General features: G+C 58.6%; 18 protein-coding genes, 1 tRNA gene and 1 pseudogene. 11 read left to right on the top strand and 9 right to left on the bottom strand.

Annotated elements, in window-relative coordinates; all coding sequences use genetic code 11:
* Positions 1-283: 283 nt before the first annotated feature.
* The 4 genes and pseudogenes from ACIPLA_RS26985 to ACIPLA_RS27000 all read left to right on the top strand — a co-directional run.
* Positions 284-370: pseudogene (locus tag ACIPLA_RS26985) on the top strand (hypothetical protein); the annotation flags it as partial.
* 81 nt (positions 371-451) lie between these two features.
* Positions 452-568, top strand: a complete 117-nt coding sequence (locus tag ACIPLA_RS26990; protein WP_401177411.1) for a hypothetical protein — start codon at positions 452-454, stop codon at positions 566-568.
* The gene (locus tag ACIPLA_RS26995) at positions 520-657 is read left to right on the top strand and encodes a transposase (protein WP_401177431.1); all 138 of its coding nucleotides are present in this window, start codon (positions 520-522) and stop codon (positions 655-657) included. The genes ACIPLA_RS26990 and ACIPLA_RS26995 overlap by 49 nt, the downstream gene beginning before the upstream one ends.
* A gap of 56 nt (positions 658-713) precedes the next feature.
* Positions 714-818 carry a hypothetical protein gene (locus tag ACIPLA_RS27000; protein ID WP_401177414.1) on the top strand — a complete coding sequence of 35 codons (105 nt, stop codon included), beginning with the start codon at positions 714-716 and terminating at the stop codon, positions 816-818.
* Positions 819-1,483: 665 nt separating this feature from the next.
* On the opposite strand, the gene ACIPLA_RS27005 is transcribed toward ACIPLA_RS27000, so the two are convergent.
* Positions 1,484-2,275, bottom strand: coding sequence for a VacJ family lipoprotein (locus ACIPLA_RS27005; RefSeq protein ID WP_218398558.1), 792 nt, complete (start codon positions 2,273-2,275; stop codon positions 1,484-1,486).
* A gap of 166 nt (positions 2,276-2,441) precedes the next feature.
* Between ACIPLA_RS27005 and ACIPLA_RS27010 the strand changes: the two genes are divergently transcribed.
* Both ACIPLA_RS27010 and ACIPLA_RS27015 read left to right on the top strand, forming a co-directional pair.
* Complete coding sequence (locus tag ACIPLA_RS27010) at positions 2,442-3,152, top strand: response regulator transcription factor (protein ID WP_218398556.1); 711 nt, start codon at positions 2,442-2,444, stop codon at positions 3,150-3,152.
* The gene (locus ACIPLA_RS27015; protein WP_218398554.1) at positions 3,149-4,534 is read left to right on the top strand and encodes an ATP-binding protein; all 1,386 of its coding nucleotides are present in this window, start codon (positions 3,149-3,151) and stop codon (positions 4,532-4,534) included. The genes ACIPLA_RS27010 and ACIPLA_RS27015 overlap by 4 nt, the downstream gene beginning before the upstream one ends.
* 185 nt (positions 4,535-4,719) lie before the next feature.
* On the opposite strand, the gene ACIPLA_RS27020 is transcribed toward ACIPLA_RS27015, so the two are convergent.
* The 4 genes from ACIPLA_RS27020 to ACIPLA_RS27035 are packed head-to-tail and all read right to left on the bottom strand — an operon-like array spanning position 4,720 to position 9,852.
* Positions 4,720-4,941, bottom strand: coding sequence for a formate dehydrogenase subunit delta (locus ACIPLA_RS27020; protein ID WP_218398552.1), 222 nt, complete (start codon positions 4,939-4,941; stop codon positions 4,720-4,722).
* On the bottom strand, positions 4,938-7,820 hold the full coding sequence (fdhF, locus tag ACIPLA_RS27025; RefSeq protein WP_401177419.1) for a formate dehydrogenase subunit alpha: 2,883 nt from the start codon (positions 7,818-7,820) through the stop codon (positions 4,938-4,940). The genes ACIPLA_RS27020 and fdhF overlap by 4 nt, the downstream gene beginning before the upstream one ends.
* On the bottom strand, positions 7,817-9,379 hold the full coding sequence (locus tag ACIPLA_RS27030) for a formate dehydrogenase beta subunit (RefSeq protein WP_401177421.1): 1,563 nt from the start codon (positions 9,377-9,379) through the stop codon (positions 7,817-7,819). Before ACIPLA_RS27030 ends, fdhF begins: the two co-directional genes overlap by 4 nt.
* Positions 9,376-9,852: a formate dehydrogenase subunit gamma gene (locus ACIPLA_RS27035; protein ID WP_218398546.1), complete on the bottom strand. Its 477-nt coding sequence runs from the start codon at positions 9,850-9,852 to the stop codon at positions 9,376-9,378. The genes ACIPLA_RS27030 and ACIPLA_RS27035 overlap by 4 nt, the downstream gene beginning before the upstream one ends.
* Before the next feature lie 413 nt (positions 9,853-10,265).
* Between ACIPLA_RS27035 and ACIPLA_RS27040 the strand changes: the two genes are divergently transcribed.
* Positions 10,266-10,607, top strand: a complete 342-nt coding sequence (locus ACIPLA_RS27040) for a potassium channel family protein (protein WP_401177425.1) — start codon at positions 10,266-10,268, stop codon at positions 10,605-10,607.
* 217 nt (positions 10,608-10,824) lie between these two features.
* Here the strand turns inward: ACIPLA_RS27040 and ACIPLA_RS27045 are convergent, their stop codons facing one another.
* A complete protein-coding gene (locus ACIPLA_RS27045; protein ID WP_218398541.1) occupies positions 10,825-11,106 on the bottom strand; it encodes a DUF3077 domain-containing protein in 282 nt (93 codons plus the stop codon).
* Between the two features lie 728 nt (positions 11,107-11,834).
* Between ACIPLA_RS27045 and ACIPLA_RS27050 the strand changes: the two genes are divergently transcribed.
* Both ACIPLA_RS27050 and ACIPLA_RS27055 read left to right on the top strand, forming a co-directional pair.
* Positions 11,835-12,971 carry an ImmA/IrrE family metallo-endopeptidase gene (locus tag ACIPLA_RS27050; RefSeq protein WP_218398539.1) on the top strand — a complete coding sequence of 379 codons (1,137 nt, stop codon included), beginning with the start codon at positions 11,835-11,837 and terminating at the stop codon, positions 12,969-12,971.
* Positions 12,968-13,465: a DUF4411 family protein gene (locus ACIPLA_RS27055; protein WP_192344162.1), complete on the top strand. Its 498-nt coding sequence runs from the start codon at positions 12,968-12,970 to the stop codon at positions 13,463-13,465. The genes ACIPLA_RS27050 and ACIPLA_RS27055 overlap by 4 nt, the downstream gene beginning before the upstream one ends.
* Before the next feature lie 79 nt (positions 13,466-13,544).
* Here ACIPLA_RS27055 and ACIPLA_RS27060 read toward each other — a convergent pair whose 3' ends face one another.
* The 3 genes from ACIPLA_RS27060 to ACIPLA_RS27070 all read right to left on the bottom strand — a co-directional run bounded on the left by ACIPLA_RS27060 (position 13,545) and on the right by ACIPLA_RS27070 (position 14,769).
* Complete coding sequence (locus tag ACIPLA_RS27060; RefSeq protein ID WP_192344163.1) at positions 13,545-14,045, bottom strand: DUF3916 domain-containing protein; 501 nt, start codon at positions 14,043-14,045, stop codon at positions 13,545-13,547.
* Positions 14,046-14,192: 147 nt separating this feature from the next.
* Positions 14,193-14,522 (bottom strand): hypothetical protein, encoded by a 330-nt coding sequence (locus ACIPLA_RS27065; RefSeq protein WP_192344164.1) that lies wholly within the window; start codon positions 14,520-14,522, stop codon positions 14,193-14,195.
* A 162-nt stretch (positions 14,523-14,684) separates the two neighbouring features.
* Positions 14,685-14,769 (bottom strand) — tRNA-Leu (locus ACIPLA_RS27070).
* A gap of 107 nt (positions 14,770-14,876) precedes the next feature.
* On the opposite strand from ACIPLA_RS27070, the gene queA reads away from it, so the two are divergent.
* Together queA and tgt are read left to right on the top strand one after the other, a co-directional pair.
* Complete coding sequence (gene queA / locus ACIPLA_RS27075) at positions 14,877-15,926, top strand: tRNA preQ1(34) S-adenosylmethionine ribosyltransferase-isomerase QueA (protein ID WP_048393697.1); 1,050 nt, start codon at positions 14,877-14,879, stop codon at positions 15,924-15,926.
* A gap of 14 nt (positions 15,927-15,940) precedes the next feature.
* Positions 15,941-16,710: tRNA guanosine(34) transglycosylase Tgt (gene tgt, locus ACIPLA_RS27080; RefSeq protein ID WP_401177434.1), on the top strand; the 770-nt coding region annotated here is incomplete at its 3' end.

Raw genomic sequence — 16,710 nt, forward strand, 5'->3', positions numbered from 1 at the left:
CGTCAAGATTAAATTCCGAAACCCCTATCTGCGTATGCAGGTAGGGGTTTTGTTTTGCCCGCAGGAAAGTTCGTACAGCATTATCGGACCGCTCCTGTCTGATTGCGATGCTGTTCCGTTAGTGTTTATCGATGTTGATTGTAAGGGGGGGCGGCGAACACACCTTCCGAGGCTGGCCGATAAGGGCGATTGTGGGGTACCGCTTTACCGTGATCAGCAGGTACCCGTTCCGGCGCAGGTCATCGATAAGGGCATCCCTACAGCCGGACTACTAGCCCACGTCATGATCGCGAAATTTGCTGACCATCTGCCTCTTTATCGTCAGGAATCGATTTTCGGTCGTGGTCGATGCGCTGCGTGACGTAGTGCTCGGGCAGCAGGTTATCCATGCCGATGAAACACCCGTGCAGATGCTCGTTCCGGCGAACTCGGCGTCACCGAGATCGGCTGCATGGCCCATGCGCGGCGTAAGTTCTTCGAGCTGCACGCGACCAACAAGAGCATGCTCGCCGAACAGCCCTGCGCTACCTCGATGATGGGGTTGTCACGATTGACAATAATTGGGTAGAGAACCAGATCCGGCCGTGGGCTCTTGGACGCAAGAACTGGCTCTTCGCAGGGTCGCTACGCAGCGGCAACGGGCGGCAGCGATCATGAGTTAGATCCTGCCTGCGCGCATAAACGGACACGATCCGTATGCCTATCTGAAAGATATGCTGAAGCGATTGTCGACACAGCGGGCCAGCGAAATCGGGCTACTGCTACCGCATCAGTGGGTACCGGCCAGACTTACGCGAGATGAGTCAGGCGTACACTGACCGCATACGGTCAGTCTCGACGATTAATTCTTTGAGAACACCCTATAGCCATGAAGACACAGCCTGGTATCCAAAAGCCAGGATTTCCGGTGCCTAAGCCTACTGCAAGTAGCGAGACGCCGATTGCGAGCATGATGCGTTTTCCATAACTGAAAGATCCATTAATAACTGACTTGAATTTAGCATGGGCCCATCGCAGTAGCGGCAAAGAAATCGTCATGCTTGCAGGAACCAAGGGATTCATCAGATCGGAATGATGAGTAAAAAATCGTAGATATCTCCATGCAAGGTGGGATGTGCGGACACTGTGGAACCACCGATTATGGTGAAGAGGTTTGCGTTGTACTTGGCCTGACATAAGCGGCGGGATGACGACCGGAAGGCCTCCATCCTCCGCATCATCACCCTGAAATCAAGGCTGCGACTGGCTGTCCGCTCTCATGATCTGTGCCTCACCATTGGCCACGAGCCAACGAACCACTTCGGTAACCGACACTGTATGGCTACGCTCTATCCAGCGCACTAGTGCCGGCCCGTAGTGTTCGGTGTATCGGCTGAGCACCAGTTGGCGACAGTCCGCTGACAAACGCAGGGTAATTTCGCGACAGTGCAGATTGGCCGGGTCGTCCCGCGTCACCCGTTGCTGCAGAACCAGCCTATTGCTCTCAGAACCCATCAGCCGGTGCTCCTGTGCATTGAGAGGTGGTGTTCTCTGGCGAGCCTTGTTTGCCATCGGCCACGTAAGCAGCACGATGCTCGGCCACCACATTACGCAACGCGCTGTAGTAGTCCGGCAATTTTTGCAGGCTGTCGGTCAGCGGTAAGGCTTCTGCCCGACCATCGACGATGCCACCGACAGTGCTGATAGTGGAGAGTGTCTCCACGGTATCGCTATTGCTGCCGAACGGATCGACCACAAAGCCGAGCACGCGGCCGGCGGCGTCGCGACTGTTGGAGGTCCCGAGCAATGGCAGCTCGACGATCGGACCGTTGCCGATGCCCCACACGCCGAAGGTCTGACCGAAGTCCGAGTCGTGGCGCGGGATACCGGCCATGCCGGAGACATCGATCAAGCCCACCACCCCTACCGTGGTGTTGAGCGCGAAACGTCCCAGGGTATTGACCGAGCGCATCGGGTTGCCTTGCAGCAGGTCATTGATGAAGACCTTCGGCTCACCGAAGTTCGCCACAAAGTTATGCACACCGGTCTGGAAAAAGTCCGGCGTGTAGCGGTAGCCGCGCGCGACCGGCGCCAGGGCGTAATCATCAACCACCCGGTTAAACGCGAAGACGCCCCGATTGAATGGTTCTGCCGGGTCGTACACCGAATAGGCGATATCGGCGCAGGCCACGTCGGTGTTTGGCTGCGGCTGGCTGCTGCAACCCGTCAGTCCTGCGGCCAACACGGCAATTGAGGTGTTGCGGGTCAACCAGGGAGCACACTTGAAAGGCAACATGGACGCAAGTCTCAGGAGGAATTTGCCGTGATGCTGAGCTCCAATCCTTGCGCCAAGATGTCTGGTTTATTGCGCTGTTGACGCTTTATTGCAGAGTTGAAATATATGACGCGCGGCCATGAATGGTTTTAGATAGCGGTTCCATTCGCCCCTTAAGTGACCTTCGGTGAACAGCCTTTTAATTGTCGACGACGACCTTGAAGTCCTTGATCTACTGAAAAAATTCTTCGTGCAACACGGCTACAGCGTCGAGGTCGCCACAGACGGTGCGTCGCTGTGGGCGGCCATAGAGCGCCAGGCGCCGGACCTGATCATTCTGGACGTGATGTTGCCCGGAGACAGCGGGCTGATCCTGTGTCAGCAACTGCGGATTCGACACGCAATACCGGTGATCATGCTGACGGCCATGGGTGAACTCAGTGACCGGGTGGTGGGCCTGGAACTGGGTGCCGATGATTATCTGACCAAACCCTTCGACGCCCGTGAACTGCTGGCCCGAGTGCGGGCTGTGCAGCGTCGCGTGGACGATCGTCGTCCGGTTCCGCAAGAGCGGCCACGGCCACTGATTGATTTTGCCGACTGGCATCTGGACGTCACCCGTCGTGAACTTCGCTCGCCGGACAACGTGATGATCCCGCTGTCGGCCGGTGAGTTTGACCTGCTGCTGGTCTTCGTCGAACACCCGCAGCGCATTCTTACTCGCGAGCAATTGCTGGACCTGGCGCGCGGGCATTGCCATGACGCGTTCGATCGCAGCATCGACGTTCAGGTCAGCCGCCTGCGACGCAAACTCGAGTCCGACACCAAGCGGCCGGCGATGATTCGCACCGTGCGCAATGGCGGTTACCTGTTCACGCCCAGCGTGACGCGGCGATGAGCTGGTTGAAGCGGATTCGCGCCCGAGACTGGCCGCAAGATACGGTTGCGCGCTGGATCGCATTGACGATCATCCTGGCCATGCTCATTTCACTGGCGCTCAACGGGCTGTTTATCCAATTGGCCGGCGTGTGGGCACGCCCACCGTTGACCGAAATCGGCTTGCTGGAAAAAGCTGCCGCTATCACCCGTGTCATCGAGGCCGCTCCGGCGCCCCTACGCCACTCATTGGCGCAAGCCGCCAACGAGAGCGGCTTCACTATCACTTGGCACCCTGATCGGCACGATCTCAATCTGCCGACAGTGGACGATCCGAAGTCCGGCATTGGCTCAACCATCCTGCAGCCGATGCTCAGAGCCCCTGACCGGCGCATCGAAGCCTATGAACCGGCCGACTGGACGGAGCACGCGGAGGACGCGCATTACGCGCTGTTGATCGAGCTATCGGATTCATCATGGCTGATGTTCTCCGCGCCCTCGCGCAGTTGGGGGCTCGACGAAGCGCCACGCTACCTGATCGTCATCCTGCTGGTGCTGATCTCCACCGCATTGGTCGCGCTGATCGCCACCCGACGCCTCGCCACACCTTTGCAGCGCTTCGCCGAAGGCGCCCGCCGCTTCGGTGTGGACTTCCGCGCACCGCCGATCGAACCGCTCGGCCCCCACGAAATCCGCCAGGCCATTCTCGCGTTCAATGCCATGCAGGCCCAGCTACAGCACTTCATCCGCGACCGTACGCAAATGCTCGCCGCCATCTCCCATGACCTGCGCGCGCCCCTGACGCGGATGCGCTTGCGAGGCGAATTCATCGAAGACAGCGAGCAACAGCAACGGCTGTTTAGTGACGTGGATGAAATGCAGGCAATGATCAACTCGGCGCTAGAGTTCTTTCGTGATGATGCGCGGCTTGAACCGGCGACCCAGTTTGATCTGGCGGAACTGCTGCAAACGTTGCTTGATGATTATCGGGATCAGGGCGTCGACATTACGTTCAGCGGGCCGCTGCGGTGGGTGTATTTCGGGCGCCCGTTGGGGCTTAAACGAGTGATTACCAATTTGCTCGATAACGCGATCAAGTACGGCGGTGAGCCGGGGATTGAGCTGAAACCGAGCGCCGGCCAGGTGCGGATCAAAGTACTGGATCGTGGGCCGGGCATACCAGATGCCTGCCTTGAACAAGTGTTTGTGCCGTTCTTCCGGATGGAAGGCTCGCGCAACAAAAGCACGGGGGGCGTTGGTTTGGGGTTGTCGGCGGCGCGGGCGATTGTGCTCGAGCACGGAGGCAACCTGACACTGCGTAATCGGTCGACGGGCGGATTGGAGGCGTTGGTGGTGTTGCCGGTGCATTCAAGTTCAGAGCTGATCTCTCAGCATTTGCTTTGAACTGAGCGATTAAACGACCCAAAAAATTGGGGCTAATCCAGATGCGAGCCAGTTACACACAACTCCTGTGGGAGCGGGCTTGCTCGCGAAAGCGGTGTGTCAGTCAACGATGGTGGTGACTGGTATATCGCATTCGCGAGCAAGCCCGCTCCCACAGGTTTTTCGGTCAGGCTTAAGGTGTGAACCTAAGCCTCCCAGCCCGCCCCACTGACCGCCGCCTGCGCCAGTGGGTGCAAATCGGTCCCCTGATGCGCTGTCTGCCAGGCCAGCAGCTCCTTACGCATGCCAGGCGTCCAGTACATCTGCAGGTGATTACGCACGCCGAGCACAGCCTGTTTCTGGTCCGGCTCGCTGGCGAAATACTGGGCGATCTGGTTGGCCATTTTGATCAGGTTATCGGTACTCATCGGCGTACCTCCGCTTTAGCGCCACGCGCCTGGCGGCGTTCGTCGAGCAGACGTTGTTGTTCGTCGCTGAACTCCTGATAGCGTTTTTGCCATTCGGAAGGGTGATAGACGCGGCTGACTTCCACGGCGGTGACCTTGTACTCCGGACAGTTGGTGGCCCAGTCGGAGTTGTCGGTGGTAATGACGTTGGCCCCCGACTCAGGGAAGTGGAAGGTGGTGTACACCACGCCAGGGGCTACCCGTTCGGTGATCCGCGCCCGCAGTACGGTCTGTCCGGCGCGACTGCCGATGCCGACCCAGTCGTCTTCGTTGATGCCACGGCTCTCGGCGTCGGTCGGGTGGATTTCCAGGCGGTCTTCGTGGTGCCAGGCGACGTTGTCGGTACGCCGGGTCTGGGCGCCGACGTTGTACTGGCTGAGGATGCGCCCGGTGGTCAGCAGAAGCGGATAGCGACTGTTGACCTTTTCCTCGGTGGGCACGTAACCGGTGAGCATGAAGCGCCCCTTACCGCGCACGAATTCCTCGATGTGCATGGTCGGCGTGCCGTCCGGTGCCGCGGCGTTGCACGGCCATTGCAGGCTGCCGTGGCGATCCAGTTCGGCGTAGCTGACGTTGGTGAAGGTCGGCGTCAGGCTGGCGATTTCATCCATGATTTCTGACGGGTGCTGGTAACTCATCGGGTAACCCAGGGCGTTGGCCAGCGCCACGGTGCCTTCCCAGTCGGCCTTGCCGCCCAGCGGTTCCATGACTTTACGCACGCGAGAAATGCGCCGCTCGGCATTGGTGAAGGTGCCGTCTTTTTCCAGGAACGAACTGCCCGGCAGGAACACGTGGGCGAACTTGGCGGTTTCGTTGAGGAAGATGTCCTGCACCACCACGCATTCCATGGCTGATAGCGCCGCGGTAACGTGCTGGGTATTCGGATCGCTCTGGGCGATGTCTTCGCCCTGGCAATACAGGCCCTTAAAGCTGCCGCCCAAGGCTGCCTCGAACATGTTGGGAATGCGCAGGCCCGGGTCGGGTTGCAGAGTGACGTTCCACGCCTGTTCGAACTGCGCCCGAACCACTTCATTGGAGATGTGGCGGTAGCCAGGCAGCTCATGGGGGAAGGAGCCCATGTCGCAGGAGCCCTGAACGTTGTTCTGTCCACGCAGCGGGTTCACGCCCACACCTTCGCGGCCGATGTTGCCGGTGGACATGGCCAGGTTGGCGATGCCCATGACGGCGGTGCTGCCCTGGCTGTGCTCGGTGACGCCCAGGCCGTAGTAGATCGCCGCGTTGCCGCCGGTGGCATACAGACGGGCGGCTGCGCGGATGTCGGCAGGGTCTACGCCGCAGATGGCGCCAAGGGTTTCCGGCGAGTTTTCCGGGCGGCTGACGAACTCGCTCCAGCGGGCGAAATCGCTGCCCTCGCAACGGGCGTCGATAAAGGTTTGATTGAGCAGGCCTTCGGTGACGATGACGTGGGCCAGGGCATTGAGCATCGCGACGTTGGTGCCTGGGCGCAGGGCCAGGTGCAGTTCGGCGCGGGCATGCACCGAGTCCACCAAATCAATGCGTCGTGGGTCGATGACGATCAGTCGCGCGCCTTCACGCAGGCGGCGTTTGAGCTGGGAGGCGAACACCGGGTGGGCGTCGCTGGGGTTGGCGCCCATCACCAGAATCACGTCGGCCTGCATCACCGAGTCGAAACTCTGGGTGCCGGCGGACTCGCCCAGGGTTTGTTTCAGGCCATAACCGGTCGGCGAGTGGCAGACCCGCGCACAGGTGTCGACGTTGTTGTTGCCGAAGGCGGCGCGTATCAGTTTTTGCACCAGGTAGGTTTCTTCATTGGTGCAGCGGCTGGAGGTGATGCCGCCAATGGAGTCACGGCCGTATTTTTGCTGAAGCCGACGGAATTCGCTGGCGGCGTAGGTCACCGCTTCATCCCAGCTGACTTCCTGCCAAGGGTCGTTGATGTGCTTGCGGATCATCGGTTTGGTGATGCGATCCGGGTGAGTGGCGTAGCCCCAGGCGAAGCGCCCTTTGACGCAGGAGTGGCCGTGGTTAGCCTGGCCATTCTTGTCTGGAACCATACGCACCAACTGGTCGCCTTTCATCTCGGCGCGGAACGAACAGCCCACACCGCAATAGGCACAAGTGGTGATCACGCTGCGTTCGGGCTGACCCAGTTCGACCACGCTTTTTTCCATCAGCGTCGCGGTCGGGCAGGCTTGCACACAAGCACCGCAGGACACGCACTCCGAGTCGAGGAAGTTCTCGCCCCCGGCGGCCGCGACCCGGGACTCGAAACCGCGCCCGGTGATGGTCAGGGCAAAGGTGCCCTGGGTTTCTTCGCAGGCGCGCACGCAACGGTTGCAGACGATGCATTTGCTCGGGTCGTAGTCGAAGTAGGGGTTGGAGGTGTCCTTCACATCCGCCAGATGGTTGTCGCCTTCATAGCCGTAACGCACTTCCCGCAGGCCGACCTGACCGGCGACGGTTTGCAGCTCGCAGTTACCGTTGGCTGAGCAGGTCAGGCAGTCCAGCGGGTGGTCGGAGATGTACAGCTCCATGACGTTGCGGCGCAGGGTGGCAAGCTTCGGTGTCTGGGTGTGCACGCTCATGCCTTCGCTGACCGGCGTGGTGCAGGACGCCGGATAACCGCGCATGCCGTCGATCTCTACCAGGCACATGCGGCAGGAGCCGAAGGCTTCCAGGCTGTCGGTGGCGCACAGTTTGGGAATGGTGGTGCCCAGCAGCGCGGCGGCGCGCATCACCGAGGTGCCTTCGGGCACGCTGATGCTGCGGCCATCGATGTTGAGGGTAACTTGCACCTGGCTGTCGCGGGCAGGGGTACCCAGGTCGATATCGGTTTTCGGATCGAAGAGAGTGATCATTGGTCGGCCTCCGAGGACTGCAGACCGAAGTCGGCGGGGAAGTACTTGAGGGCGCTGACGACCGGATAGGAGGTCATGCCGCCCAACGCGCACAGCGAACCGTATTGCAGGGTGTCGCACAGGTCCTTGAGGATGATCACCTGCTCATCACGACTGTTCTGATCGGGCGCGGCCAGCAGGCGGTCGATTACCTCCACGCCCCGGGTCGAGCCGATGCGGCAGGGGGTGCATTTGCCACAGGATTCCTCGGCGCAGAACTGCATGGCGAAACGCGCCATGCGGGCCATGTCCAGGGTGTCGTCAGCCACCACCACACCACCGTGACCGAGCATCGCGCCGATGGCGGCGAAGGCTTCGTAATCCAGCGGAGTATCGAATTGCGACGGTGGCACCCAGGCGCCGAGCGGGCCGCCCACCTGGGCGGCTTTCAGCGGCCGGCCACTGGCGGTGCCACCGCCGTAGTCTTCCACCAGTTCCCTCAGGGTCAAGCCAAAGGCCCGTTCCACCAGGCCGCCGTGACGAACATTGCCCGCCAGCTGGAAGGGCATCGTGCCCAGTGAGCGGCCCATGCCGTAATCGCGATAGAACTGCGCGCCTTTGGCCAGAATCAGCGGCACCGAGGCCAGGGTCAGCACGTTGTGCACCAGGGTCGGCAGGCCGAACAGACCTTGCAAGGCGGGGATCGGTGGCTTGGCGCGAACAATCCCGCGCTTGCCTTCGAGAGAGTCCAGCAGCGCGGTTTCCTCACCGCAGATGTAAGCGCCGGCACCGACGCGCACTTCCATATCGAAGGCCAGGCCGCTGCCGCCGACATTGGCGCCCAGGTAACCGGCAGATCGAGCGATGTTCAGTGCTGCGCGCAATGTGGCCACGGCATCCGGATATTCCGAGCGCACATAGATGTAGCCGTAAGTGGCGCCGACGGTGATGCCGGCAATGGCCATGCCTTCGATCAACAGGAAGGGGTCGCCTTCCATCAACATGCGATCGGCGAAGGTGCCGGAGTCGCCTTCGTCGGCGTTGCACACAATGTATTTCTGGGCCGCTTCGGTAGCGCGCACTGTGCGCCATTTGATCCCCGCGGGGAAGGCTGCGCCGCCACGGCCACGCAACCCCGAATCGAACACTGCGGTCGCGGTCTGCTCGCCGCCCAGGGCGATGGCCTGGGTCAAGCCCTCAAAGCCGCCATGAGCCCGGTAATCCTCCAGCGACAGCGGCCGGGTAACACCGGCGCGGGCGAACAGCAGGCGTTGTTGCGTCTTCAGATACGGCAACTCTTCCACCAGGCCCAAGGCCAGTGGATGCGCGGACGGCTCGCCTTGCAACGCATCGAGCACGGACGGCACATCGGCGGCGGTCAGCGGGCCAAAGCCGATACGGCCTTGCGGGCTGTCCACCTCCAACAGCGGTTCCAGCCAATACAAACCGCGCGAACTGGTACGTTGCAATTCCTGGGGAACAAGGCGTCCCCGGGCGTGGGTGATAAGGGCTACCGCAACCTCTTCGGTACCCACGGCACGGGCCAGCGAATCAGAGGACAGATAGAAAGCCGGCATCATGCGTCCTCCCGACAAGTGTCGAGCAGGGCATCCAGACGCTCGGGACTAAGTCGCGCATGCACTTGGCCATCCAGTTCCAGAGCGGGCGAACAGGCACACGCGCCGAGGCAATACACCGGGCGCAAACTGATGCTGCCATCGGCGCTGCTGCCGTGGTCGTCCAGTTGCAGGCGTTCGCGCAATTGCGCTGCGAGCTGCTCGGCGCCGCGACTCTGGCAGGACTCGGCCCGGCACAGACGCAGGATATGCCGGGCCGGCGGCGCGGTGCGGAAGTCATGGTAGAAGCTGATCACCCCGCGAACCTCGGCCTGACTCAGGTTGAGGGCGTGGGCAATCTCGGGGATGGCGGCATCGGGGATGTAACCGATGCCCTCCTGAATCTCATGAAGGATGGGCAACAGTGCGCCGGGGGAGCGTTTATGGCGCTCCAGCAGGCTGTTGACCATAGGCAGGTGCAACATCTCATCAGGCATACAGCATTCCTCACGATCACGGACAAACCAGGCGGTTGTCAGTTGTCCGAAAGTGTCGGCTGCGGCAGTCACACCACGTCACGGTATCGTGGCATTTTCAGGCCGTTGGCCAGGCACCCTGAGCGGGCATCTTGTTGGGCCCGGTGCGGTCTTTGCCGCACTCTTCAGGGCATAACAGGCAGCTTGCCATGCTGCCTTTGATTCATCTGCACCAAAGCGACGTGTTCGATTCTGTCTACGACTCCCTGTTAAGTCTAGAAGAACGCAGCCCGAGGCGTTCACTCACTGAATATCTTTCGGATAATCCTTGAGCGCGATGAGCGAGGCATTGAGCTCGCTTGTGCCAAGCTGAAAGGATGTTGAAACGCCGTGCATTCAATTGCCGGTCAGGCTAACCCCAAGAGGTCCATGACATGAACACCACTCATGCATCGCACGTCCGTCGCGAGTTCTACAAAGCAGTCAGGTTCTACTTTCACGTTGTCTGGCCAATTTTTTCCATCCTGCTGTTTTTGATTGTGTTGTTCGGCTTGATCATCAGCTTTCTGGAAGGATGGGATCCCTTTGACGGTATCTACTTCGCGTTCGTGACCGGCCTGACCATCGGTTATGGAGAACTCGTCCCCAAACTGGCCGTCTCGCGGATATTGGCGATTTTGCTGGGATTCAACGGGGTGCTGATGACGGCGATATTTGCGGCGATCAGTATTCGGGCGATTGAGATTGCGGTGCGGACGACAGGTCAGGCGGAGTAGGGGAGGCGGCGTAGGGGGAAATGCACTATGAAGTATTTCAGTATTTGCTGTGGACTGAGTGATCGAAAGCCCCGACAGTCTCGGGGCTACAAATACCTGTCAGCCAAGCACAATCCCTGTGGGAGCGGGCTTGCCCGCGAAAGCGCCAGGTCAGCCAACATCAATGCTGAATGCACTGTCGTCATCGCAAGCATTTCGCTCCCACAGACCTTATTCCTTACCGACTGGCATCAGCACCATCCCGCCTAAGCACTTTCACCGCATCATCAACCACCGCCTTACTCATTGCCGTCAAATAATGCGCAGCCCAGGCATGGCGGTCGGTGTCTCTGGCGTAGGCGGCATCTTCGGTCAGCTTCTTGGCGAGAAACAGAAAATCAGAAGCCATGGCTAACGCATCACCGAGGGGAACGCCGCTAGTGACGTGGAACAGCGGTTGATCGGAGCAGTAAATGGCAGGTGTTAGTCCGATGGTTTTGAGTTCTGGTTGATCGGTCATTTGCCACCTGCGATGAGGGAGAGGCGGTGGGAGAGGGTGGACGGTGAGGCGTTGCGCGATTGGGAACTGTTTTGAGGGAACAGCCAAATTTTGTACGGATTGATGCTGCGCATTATCAGACTCCTTGATATGAGGAGCTGCCACGTTCGTTTCCACACGAATGGGTGACAGCTGTGCGCAGGGTGGAAAACCGGGAATCAAGGAAACCGGCACGCCCGAAGACGTCCCACGCACAGCCGCCATAACTCACGCCGCAGGCACAAAAAAAGCGCCGGCAGACGTGATGGGGGCGCTGTTGCGCCTTGAATTACACGGGTTTCCACACCCGGTCGCTGAATTGGCAGCGACGGTGGGAGGGTATCGCGCAGGCCTCGTTCCTGCAACCCTCGAAATAGCTGGGTAATTATCTGGTGGATCACCTAACAAGCCCGGGTAATAAGGGCATCGCGGCCGGCCGCACTTGTGTCCAGAAACGCATTGAAACAGGTCAATACCATCTGTCTACGGGTTACATATTTGCGCTTCGGGTCGTTGCGAATTTACCTCATAATCCCGCGCTCTTACCGTCGGTAGCTCCGCTTCTCGACTAATCTGTAGTCGCTGCAACCCGACCTTAAACAGCCAAGGAGAAAGGCAATGCCAGATAACCGGAACCAGCGTCAGTCGAATGCATCTGCGCAGCATGCCCTCGAACGTTTGCCGGCCCCATCTGATTTGCCTGCGACCCTATGAGCCAAGCCGCCTTAGTCAATCCAAGCCTGCTCACCTGGTCTCGTGAGCGGGCAGGTCTCTCTACTGAGCAGGTTGCTAAAAAGCTTCCAGTTAAACCTGATCGAGTAGAGGAATGGGAGGCAGGCGAGACCAAGCCAACATTCCTTCAGGCTCAAAAGTGGGCGAGTCTCGCTCACGTCCCTTTCGGTTTCCTGTTTCTTCAGCAGCCGCCTGTCGAACAACTGCCTTTACCTGATCTGCGGACTGTCGGAGGGATAGCTCCTCAACGTCCCAGTCTGGAACTGTTGGACACCGTCAGGGATTCCATACGAAAGCAGGACTGGTACCTGGAGTATCTGCAACACCAGGAGCATCAGCCGCTGGAATTTGTCGGTCGCTTCAACAGCCGATCTAGAGTCGCAGAGGTGGTGGACGATATTCGCCGGATCCTCGGTGTGAACCCTGACATTGCTCGATTGGATTACGACAAATACAGCCGTGCCTTGATCGAGGCTGCAGAAGCGGCTGGCATTTTGGTAATGCGCAGTGGCATTGCGCTAGGAAATACCCATCGCAAACTTGAAGTTAGCGAGTTTCGGGGTTTTGCCATCAGTAATTCCTACGCCCCCGTTGTATTCATTAACAGTTCCGACGCACCCACCGCCCGGCTGTTTACCTTACTTCACGAGCTGGCCCATATCTGGATTGGTAGCAGTGGAGTGTCTGACGGAAACACCGCTAATGGTCGAGACGAGGAACGATTCTGCAATGCAGTTGCAGGTGAATTTCTGGCTCCCGAAGCCCAGTTCCGCGCCCTGTGGAACGCAGATGTTAACTGGGAAGACAATTTAGCTCCGCTTGCCACTCGGTTTCACATTAGTAAATTAGCTATCGGTCGCCGCGCATTGGATCTGGGTTATGTAAGCCAAGCGCATTACAGCGCTTACTACCGAATGATCCTAAAGGCTTTCCAGAATGACAAAGGTGGAGCGGGTGACTATTACCGTAACGCCACCGCGAAAAACAGCCCCCGCCTAAGCAAGGCAGTGCTGACTGAAGCAATGAGTGGCCGGATGCTGCTACGCGAGGCGGGAAATTTGCTCGGCGTGCAACCTGCTAAATTAAGGACTCTCGCCAACAAGATTACGGAATGAATCATTTACTCGACGCTAACACGCTGATCGAAGCAAAAAACCGTTACTACGGGATGGCTATCTGTCCTGGATTTTGGCAATGGTTATTACTTAAAAATAAAGTATTGGCTTTAGCCAGTATTGCACCTGTAATGGATGAGCTAACAAAAGGGAATGACGATTTGGCGGGTTGGGCAAAGGGAAATTCCGATTTCTTCCACTCTACCACCGATCGGGAGACGCAACTGGCATTCGCGCGTATTACAGGGCTTGTGGCAGATCAAGCTCCTAAGATGAAAACAGGCGCTATGGAAGAGTTTTTAGCGGGTGCTGACCCTTGGTTAATTGCAAAAGCGATGACTGCAGGGGCTACAGTCGTTACTCATGAAGTGCTAAATCTCGATGCTAAACGAAAATTCATCATTCCCAATATTTGTAAGGAACTGAATGTTCCTTTTTTGAATACGTTTGAGTTGTTGCATAGGCTTGAGGCAAGGTTTGTGTTGCCTGCTTAAAGTAAATTACTTGCTCAAATCGTGTGGGCTTGAAATGTTTAGCAGAGTGAGTGGAAATTGGAAATAAATCTGTCTCCTGTCAGGCGGGTTCCCCGATGCACCACCACTGCACTGCGACCTCATCGTCAGGTTGAGTTACGTCATGTCCGTGTTCGATGAAATTCACTGGCTTGTGCAACGCAAGAGCATGACTGATCCGCTCTGGCATGAGAGCGTTAGTTTCACCGAGAAACCCCAGATAATAGTCCCGGTCATAGAAGACGGTGACCTCGCTTTGATGAACCCATGGCCACACCAGTAGGCAAGCGACGCGATAGTAACCCTGTGAGTGGTCAGCAGCGTTGGACAGGTGGTTAGCGGCTTCGAGCAGTTGCTGAATGCAGAAGGCCTGAACTTCGACCCTGGCTTGAGGGCCTTGAACCAAGGCCGCGTGTACCGGGATCTTCCAATGTGTGTAGCACTCCATGTGCATGGATCGCGGGTGAAACTCGTCGCGAAAACTGGAGGCCCAGCGTTCCAGGGCGCGAAGGCGTCGGGGAATGCCTCTGAGTGGCTTGTTGCTGAGGGCGATTTGCCGCATTGATACGTCCTTGTGATGCCGAAAAAGTCTTTCGTTGCTGTCTGCTGACGCAATTGAAAAGTGGGCAGATATATTTCCATATCAGCCAAGACCCCAGCCACTACTAGTCGGTGTAAAGGGTTACTAAACTTGCCCTGGTCCGCTCACTCACTGAATGTCTTTCAAGTAATCCTTAAGCGGAATGAGCGGCGCATTAAGCTGCTCCATTGTCCGCGCACTGCTGAAATCAGCTGACAACCGTTGCAGCTCTCGCCCCAGCGGCGTATCAGCCCCGCCTATAGCGTCCAGCGCCAAACCTACACAATGCGCCACTCTAAACTGAATACCCTCGACATCACCCCGGCGTACCAGCAAGCCAAACACCTCCCGCTCATAATCACTCATGATCGGATCATCCCGCAGAATCGGGCTTTCCCCTTCCCTCTCATAAGCCAGCTTGAGGGCGAAAAGGGCGACTGTTTCCAGTGGCAATTCCATAGGTGTGAATCCTTGATTCGTTAGCCGAGCGGTTTCGGGTTGTGGCGTTGAAAAGCAAGATCAAAAGATCGCAGCCTTCGGCAGCTCCTACGGGGTGGCGGGCGAGGTCACTTTTCTATAGGCGAAAAAAAAGGCCTTGCAAAGCAAGACCTTTCTTAATTTTGGTGCCCCGAGGGAGACTCGAACTCCCACTCCTTTCGAAAACGGATTTTGAATCCGCCGCGTCTACCAATTCCGCCATCAGGGCTCAATGGCGGCGAAGTATAGAGATGAGATAACCGTTGGTCAATCAGGTACATGGAGAATTTTTGATATTTCCGCTAGACTTCCCGGCCCTGCTAGACGAACCCCATCATGCGCGTTGCTGACTTTACTTTTGAGCTCCCTGATTCGCTGATTGCTCGCCATCCTTTGGCTGAGCGTCGCGGTAGTCGCCTGTTGACCCTTGATGGGGTCAGCGGCGCCCTGGCACACCGTCAATTCACTGATTTGCTTGAGCATTTGCGCCCGGGCGATTTGATGGTGTTCAACAATACCCGGGTGATTCCGGCGCGGCTGTTTGGCCAGAAGGCTTCCGGCGGCAAGCTGGAAATCCTGGTGGAGCGGGTGCTCGACAGTCATCGCGTGCTGGCCCATGTGCGTTCCAGCAAATCGCCGAAGCCGGGTTCGAAGATCCTGATTGATGGCGGTGGCGAAGCCGAGATGCTGGCGCGTCATGATGCGTTGTTCGAACTGGGGTTTGCCGAAGAGGTGTTGCCGCTGCTCGACCGCGTCGGGCATATGCCGTTGCCTCCTTATATAGACCGCCCGGATGAAGGCTCGGACCGCGAGCGTTATCAGACGGTGTACGCCGAGCGCCTGGGCGCGGTGGCGGCGCCGACGGCGGGGCTGCATTTCGACCAGCCGCTGATGGAGGCGATTGCCGCCAAGGGCATTGAGACTGCGTTCGTGACTTTGCACGTCGGCGCCGGCACCTTTCAGCCGGTGCGCGTGGAGAAGATTGAAGATCACCACATGCACAGCGAGTGGCTGGAGGTCGGTCAGGACGTGGTCGATGCCGTCGAAGCCTGCCGCGCTCGCGGTGGTCGCGTGGTGGCCGTGGGGACTACCAGCGTGCGTTCTCTGGAAAGCGCCGCACGCGATGGCGTGCTCAAGCCGTTCAGTGGCGATACCGACATCTTTATCTACCCGGGGCGCCCGTTTCATGTGGTCGATGCCCTGGTTACCAACTTCCATTTGCCCGAGTCCACGCTGTTGATGCTGGTTTCGGCGTTCGCCGGTTATCCCGAGACCATGGCCGCCTATAAAGCCGCCGTCGACAACGAATACCGCTTTTTCAGCTACGGTGATGCGATGTTTATCACCCGTAACCCTGCACCACGTGGCCCTGAGGAAACAGAATGAGTCGCCAAAGTCGTATGTCGTTTGAGTTACTTGCTACTGACGGCAAGGCTCGTCGCGGTCGTTTGACCTTCCCGCGCGGTACTGTCGAGACCCCGGCCTTCATGCCGGTGGGCACGTACGGTACGGTCAAGGGCATGTTGCCGCGGGATATCGTCGCCACTGGCGCGGAAATCATTCTGGGTAACACCTTCCACTTGTGGCTGCGTCCTGGCACCGAAGTGATCAAGAAGCACGGCGACCTGCACGATTTCATGCAGTGGAAAGGCCCGATTCTTACAGACTCCGGCGGTTTTCAGGTGTTCAGCCTGGGCGCGATGCGCAAGATCAAGGAGGAGGGCGTGACCTTCGCTTCTCCGGTCGACGGCGCCAAAGTGTTCATGGGCCCGGAAGAGTCGATGCAGGTCCAGCGTGATCTGGGCTCGGACATCGTGATGATCTTCGACGAATGCACTCCGTACCCGGCCGATGAAGACGTCGCTCGCGTCTCGATGGAGCTGTCGTTGCGCTGGGCCAAGCGTTCGAAAGAAGCCCATGGCGACAACACCGCAGCGCTGTTCGGCATCGTTCAGGGCGGTATGCACCAGGATTTGCGCATGCGCTCCCTGGAAGGCCTCGACAAGATCGGCTTCGATGGCCTGGCCATTGGCGGTCTGTCGGTGGGCGAGCCCAAGCACGAGATGATCAAGGTGCTGGATTATCTGCCGGGCCAGATGCCGGCTGACAAACCTCGTTACCTTATGGGAGTTGGCAAACCGGAAGATCTGGTTGAGGGTGTGCGCCGCGG

The organism is Pseudomonas sp. NPDC086112 (assembly GCF_044746425.1).
In the GTDB taxonomy this organism is placed as follows: domain Bacteria; phylum Pseudomonadota; class Gammaproteobacteria; order Pseudomonadales; family Pseudomonadaceae; genus Aquipseudomonas.

Coding starts and splice junctions, on each gene's coding strand:
- ACIPLA_RS26990 (WP_401177411.1), top strand. CDS start 452: ATGGCCCATGCGCGGCGTAAGTTCTTCGAGCTGCACGCGACCAACAAG.
- ACIPLA_RS27000 (WP_401177414.1), top strand. CDS start 714: ATGCTGAAGCGATTGTCGACACAGCGGGCCAGCGAAATCGGGCTACTG.
- ACIPLA_RS27005 (WP_218398558.1), bottom strand. CDS start 2,275: ATGTTGCCTTTCAAGTGTGCTCCCTGGTTGACCCGCAACACCTCAATT.
- ACIPLA_RS27015 (WP_218398554.1), top strand. CDS start 3,149: ATGAGCTGGTTGAAGCGGATTCGCGCCCGAGACTGGCCGCAAGATACG.
- ACIPLA_RS27020 (WP_218398552.1), bottom strand. CDS start 4,941: ATGAGTACCGATAACCTGATCAAAATGGCCAACCAGATCGCCCAGTAT.
- fdhF (WP_401177419.1), bottom strand. CDS start 7,820: ATGATCACTCTCTTCGATCCGAAAACCGATATCGACCTGGGTACCCCT.
- ACIPLA_RS27030 (WP_401177421.1), bottom strand. CDS start 9,379: ATGATGCCGGCTTTCTATCTGTCCTCTGATTCGCTGGCCCGTGCCGTG.
- ACIPLA_RS27035 (WP_218398546.1), bottom strand. CDS start 9,852: ATGCCTGATGAGATGTTGCACCTGCCTATGGTCAACAGCCTGCTGGAG.
- ACIPLA_RS27040 (WP_401177425.1), top strand. CDS start 10,266: ATGAACACCACTCATGCATCGCACGTCCGTCGCGAGTTCTACAAAGCA.
- ACIPLA_RS27045 (WP_218398541.1), bottom strand. CDS start 11,106: ATGACCGATCAACCAGAACTCAAAACCATCGGACTAACACCTGCCATT.
- ACIPLA_RS27050 (WP_218398539.1), top strand. CDS start 11,835: ATGAGCCAAGCCGCCTTAGTCAATCCAAGCCTGCTCACCTGGTCTCGT.
- ACIPLA_RS27055 (WP_192344162.1), top strand. CDS start 12,968: ATGAATCATTTACTCGACGCTAACACGCTGATCGAAGCAAAAAACCGT.
- ACIPLA_RS27060 (WP_192344163.1), bottom strand. CDS start 14,045: ATGCGGCAAATCGCCCTCAGCAACAAGCCACTCAGAGGCATTCCCCGA.
- ACIPLA_RS27065 (WP_192344164.1), bottom strand. CDS start 14,522: ATGGAATTGCCACTGGAAACAGTCGCCCTTTTCGCCCTCAAGCTGGCT.
- queA (WP_048393697.1), top strand. CDS start 14,877: ATGCGCGTTGCTGACTTTACTTTTGAGCTCCCTGATTCGCTGATTGCT.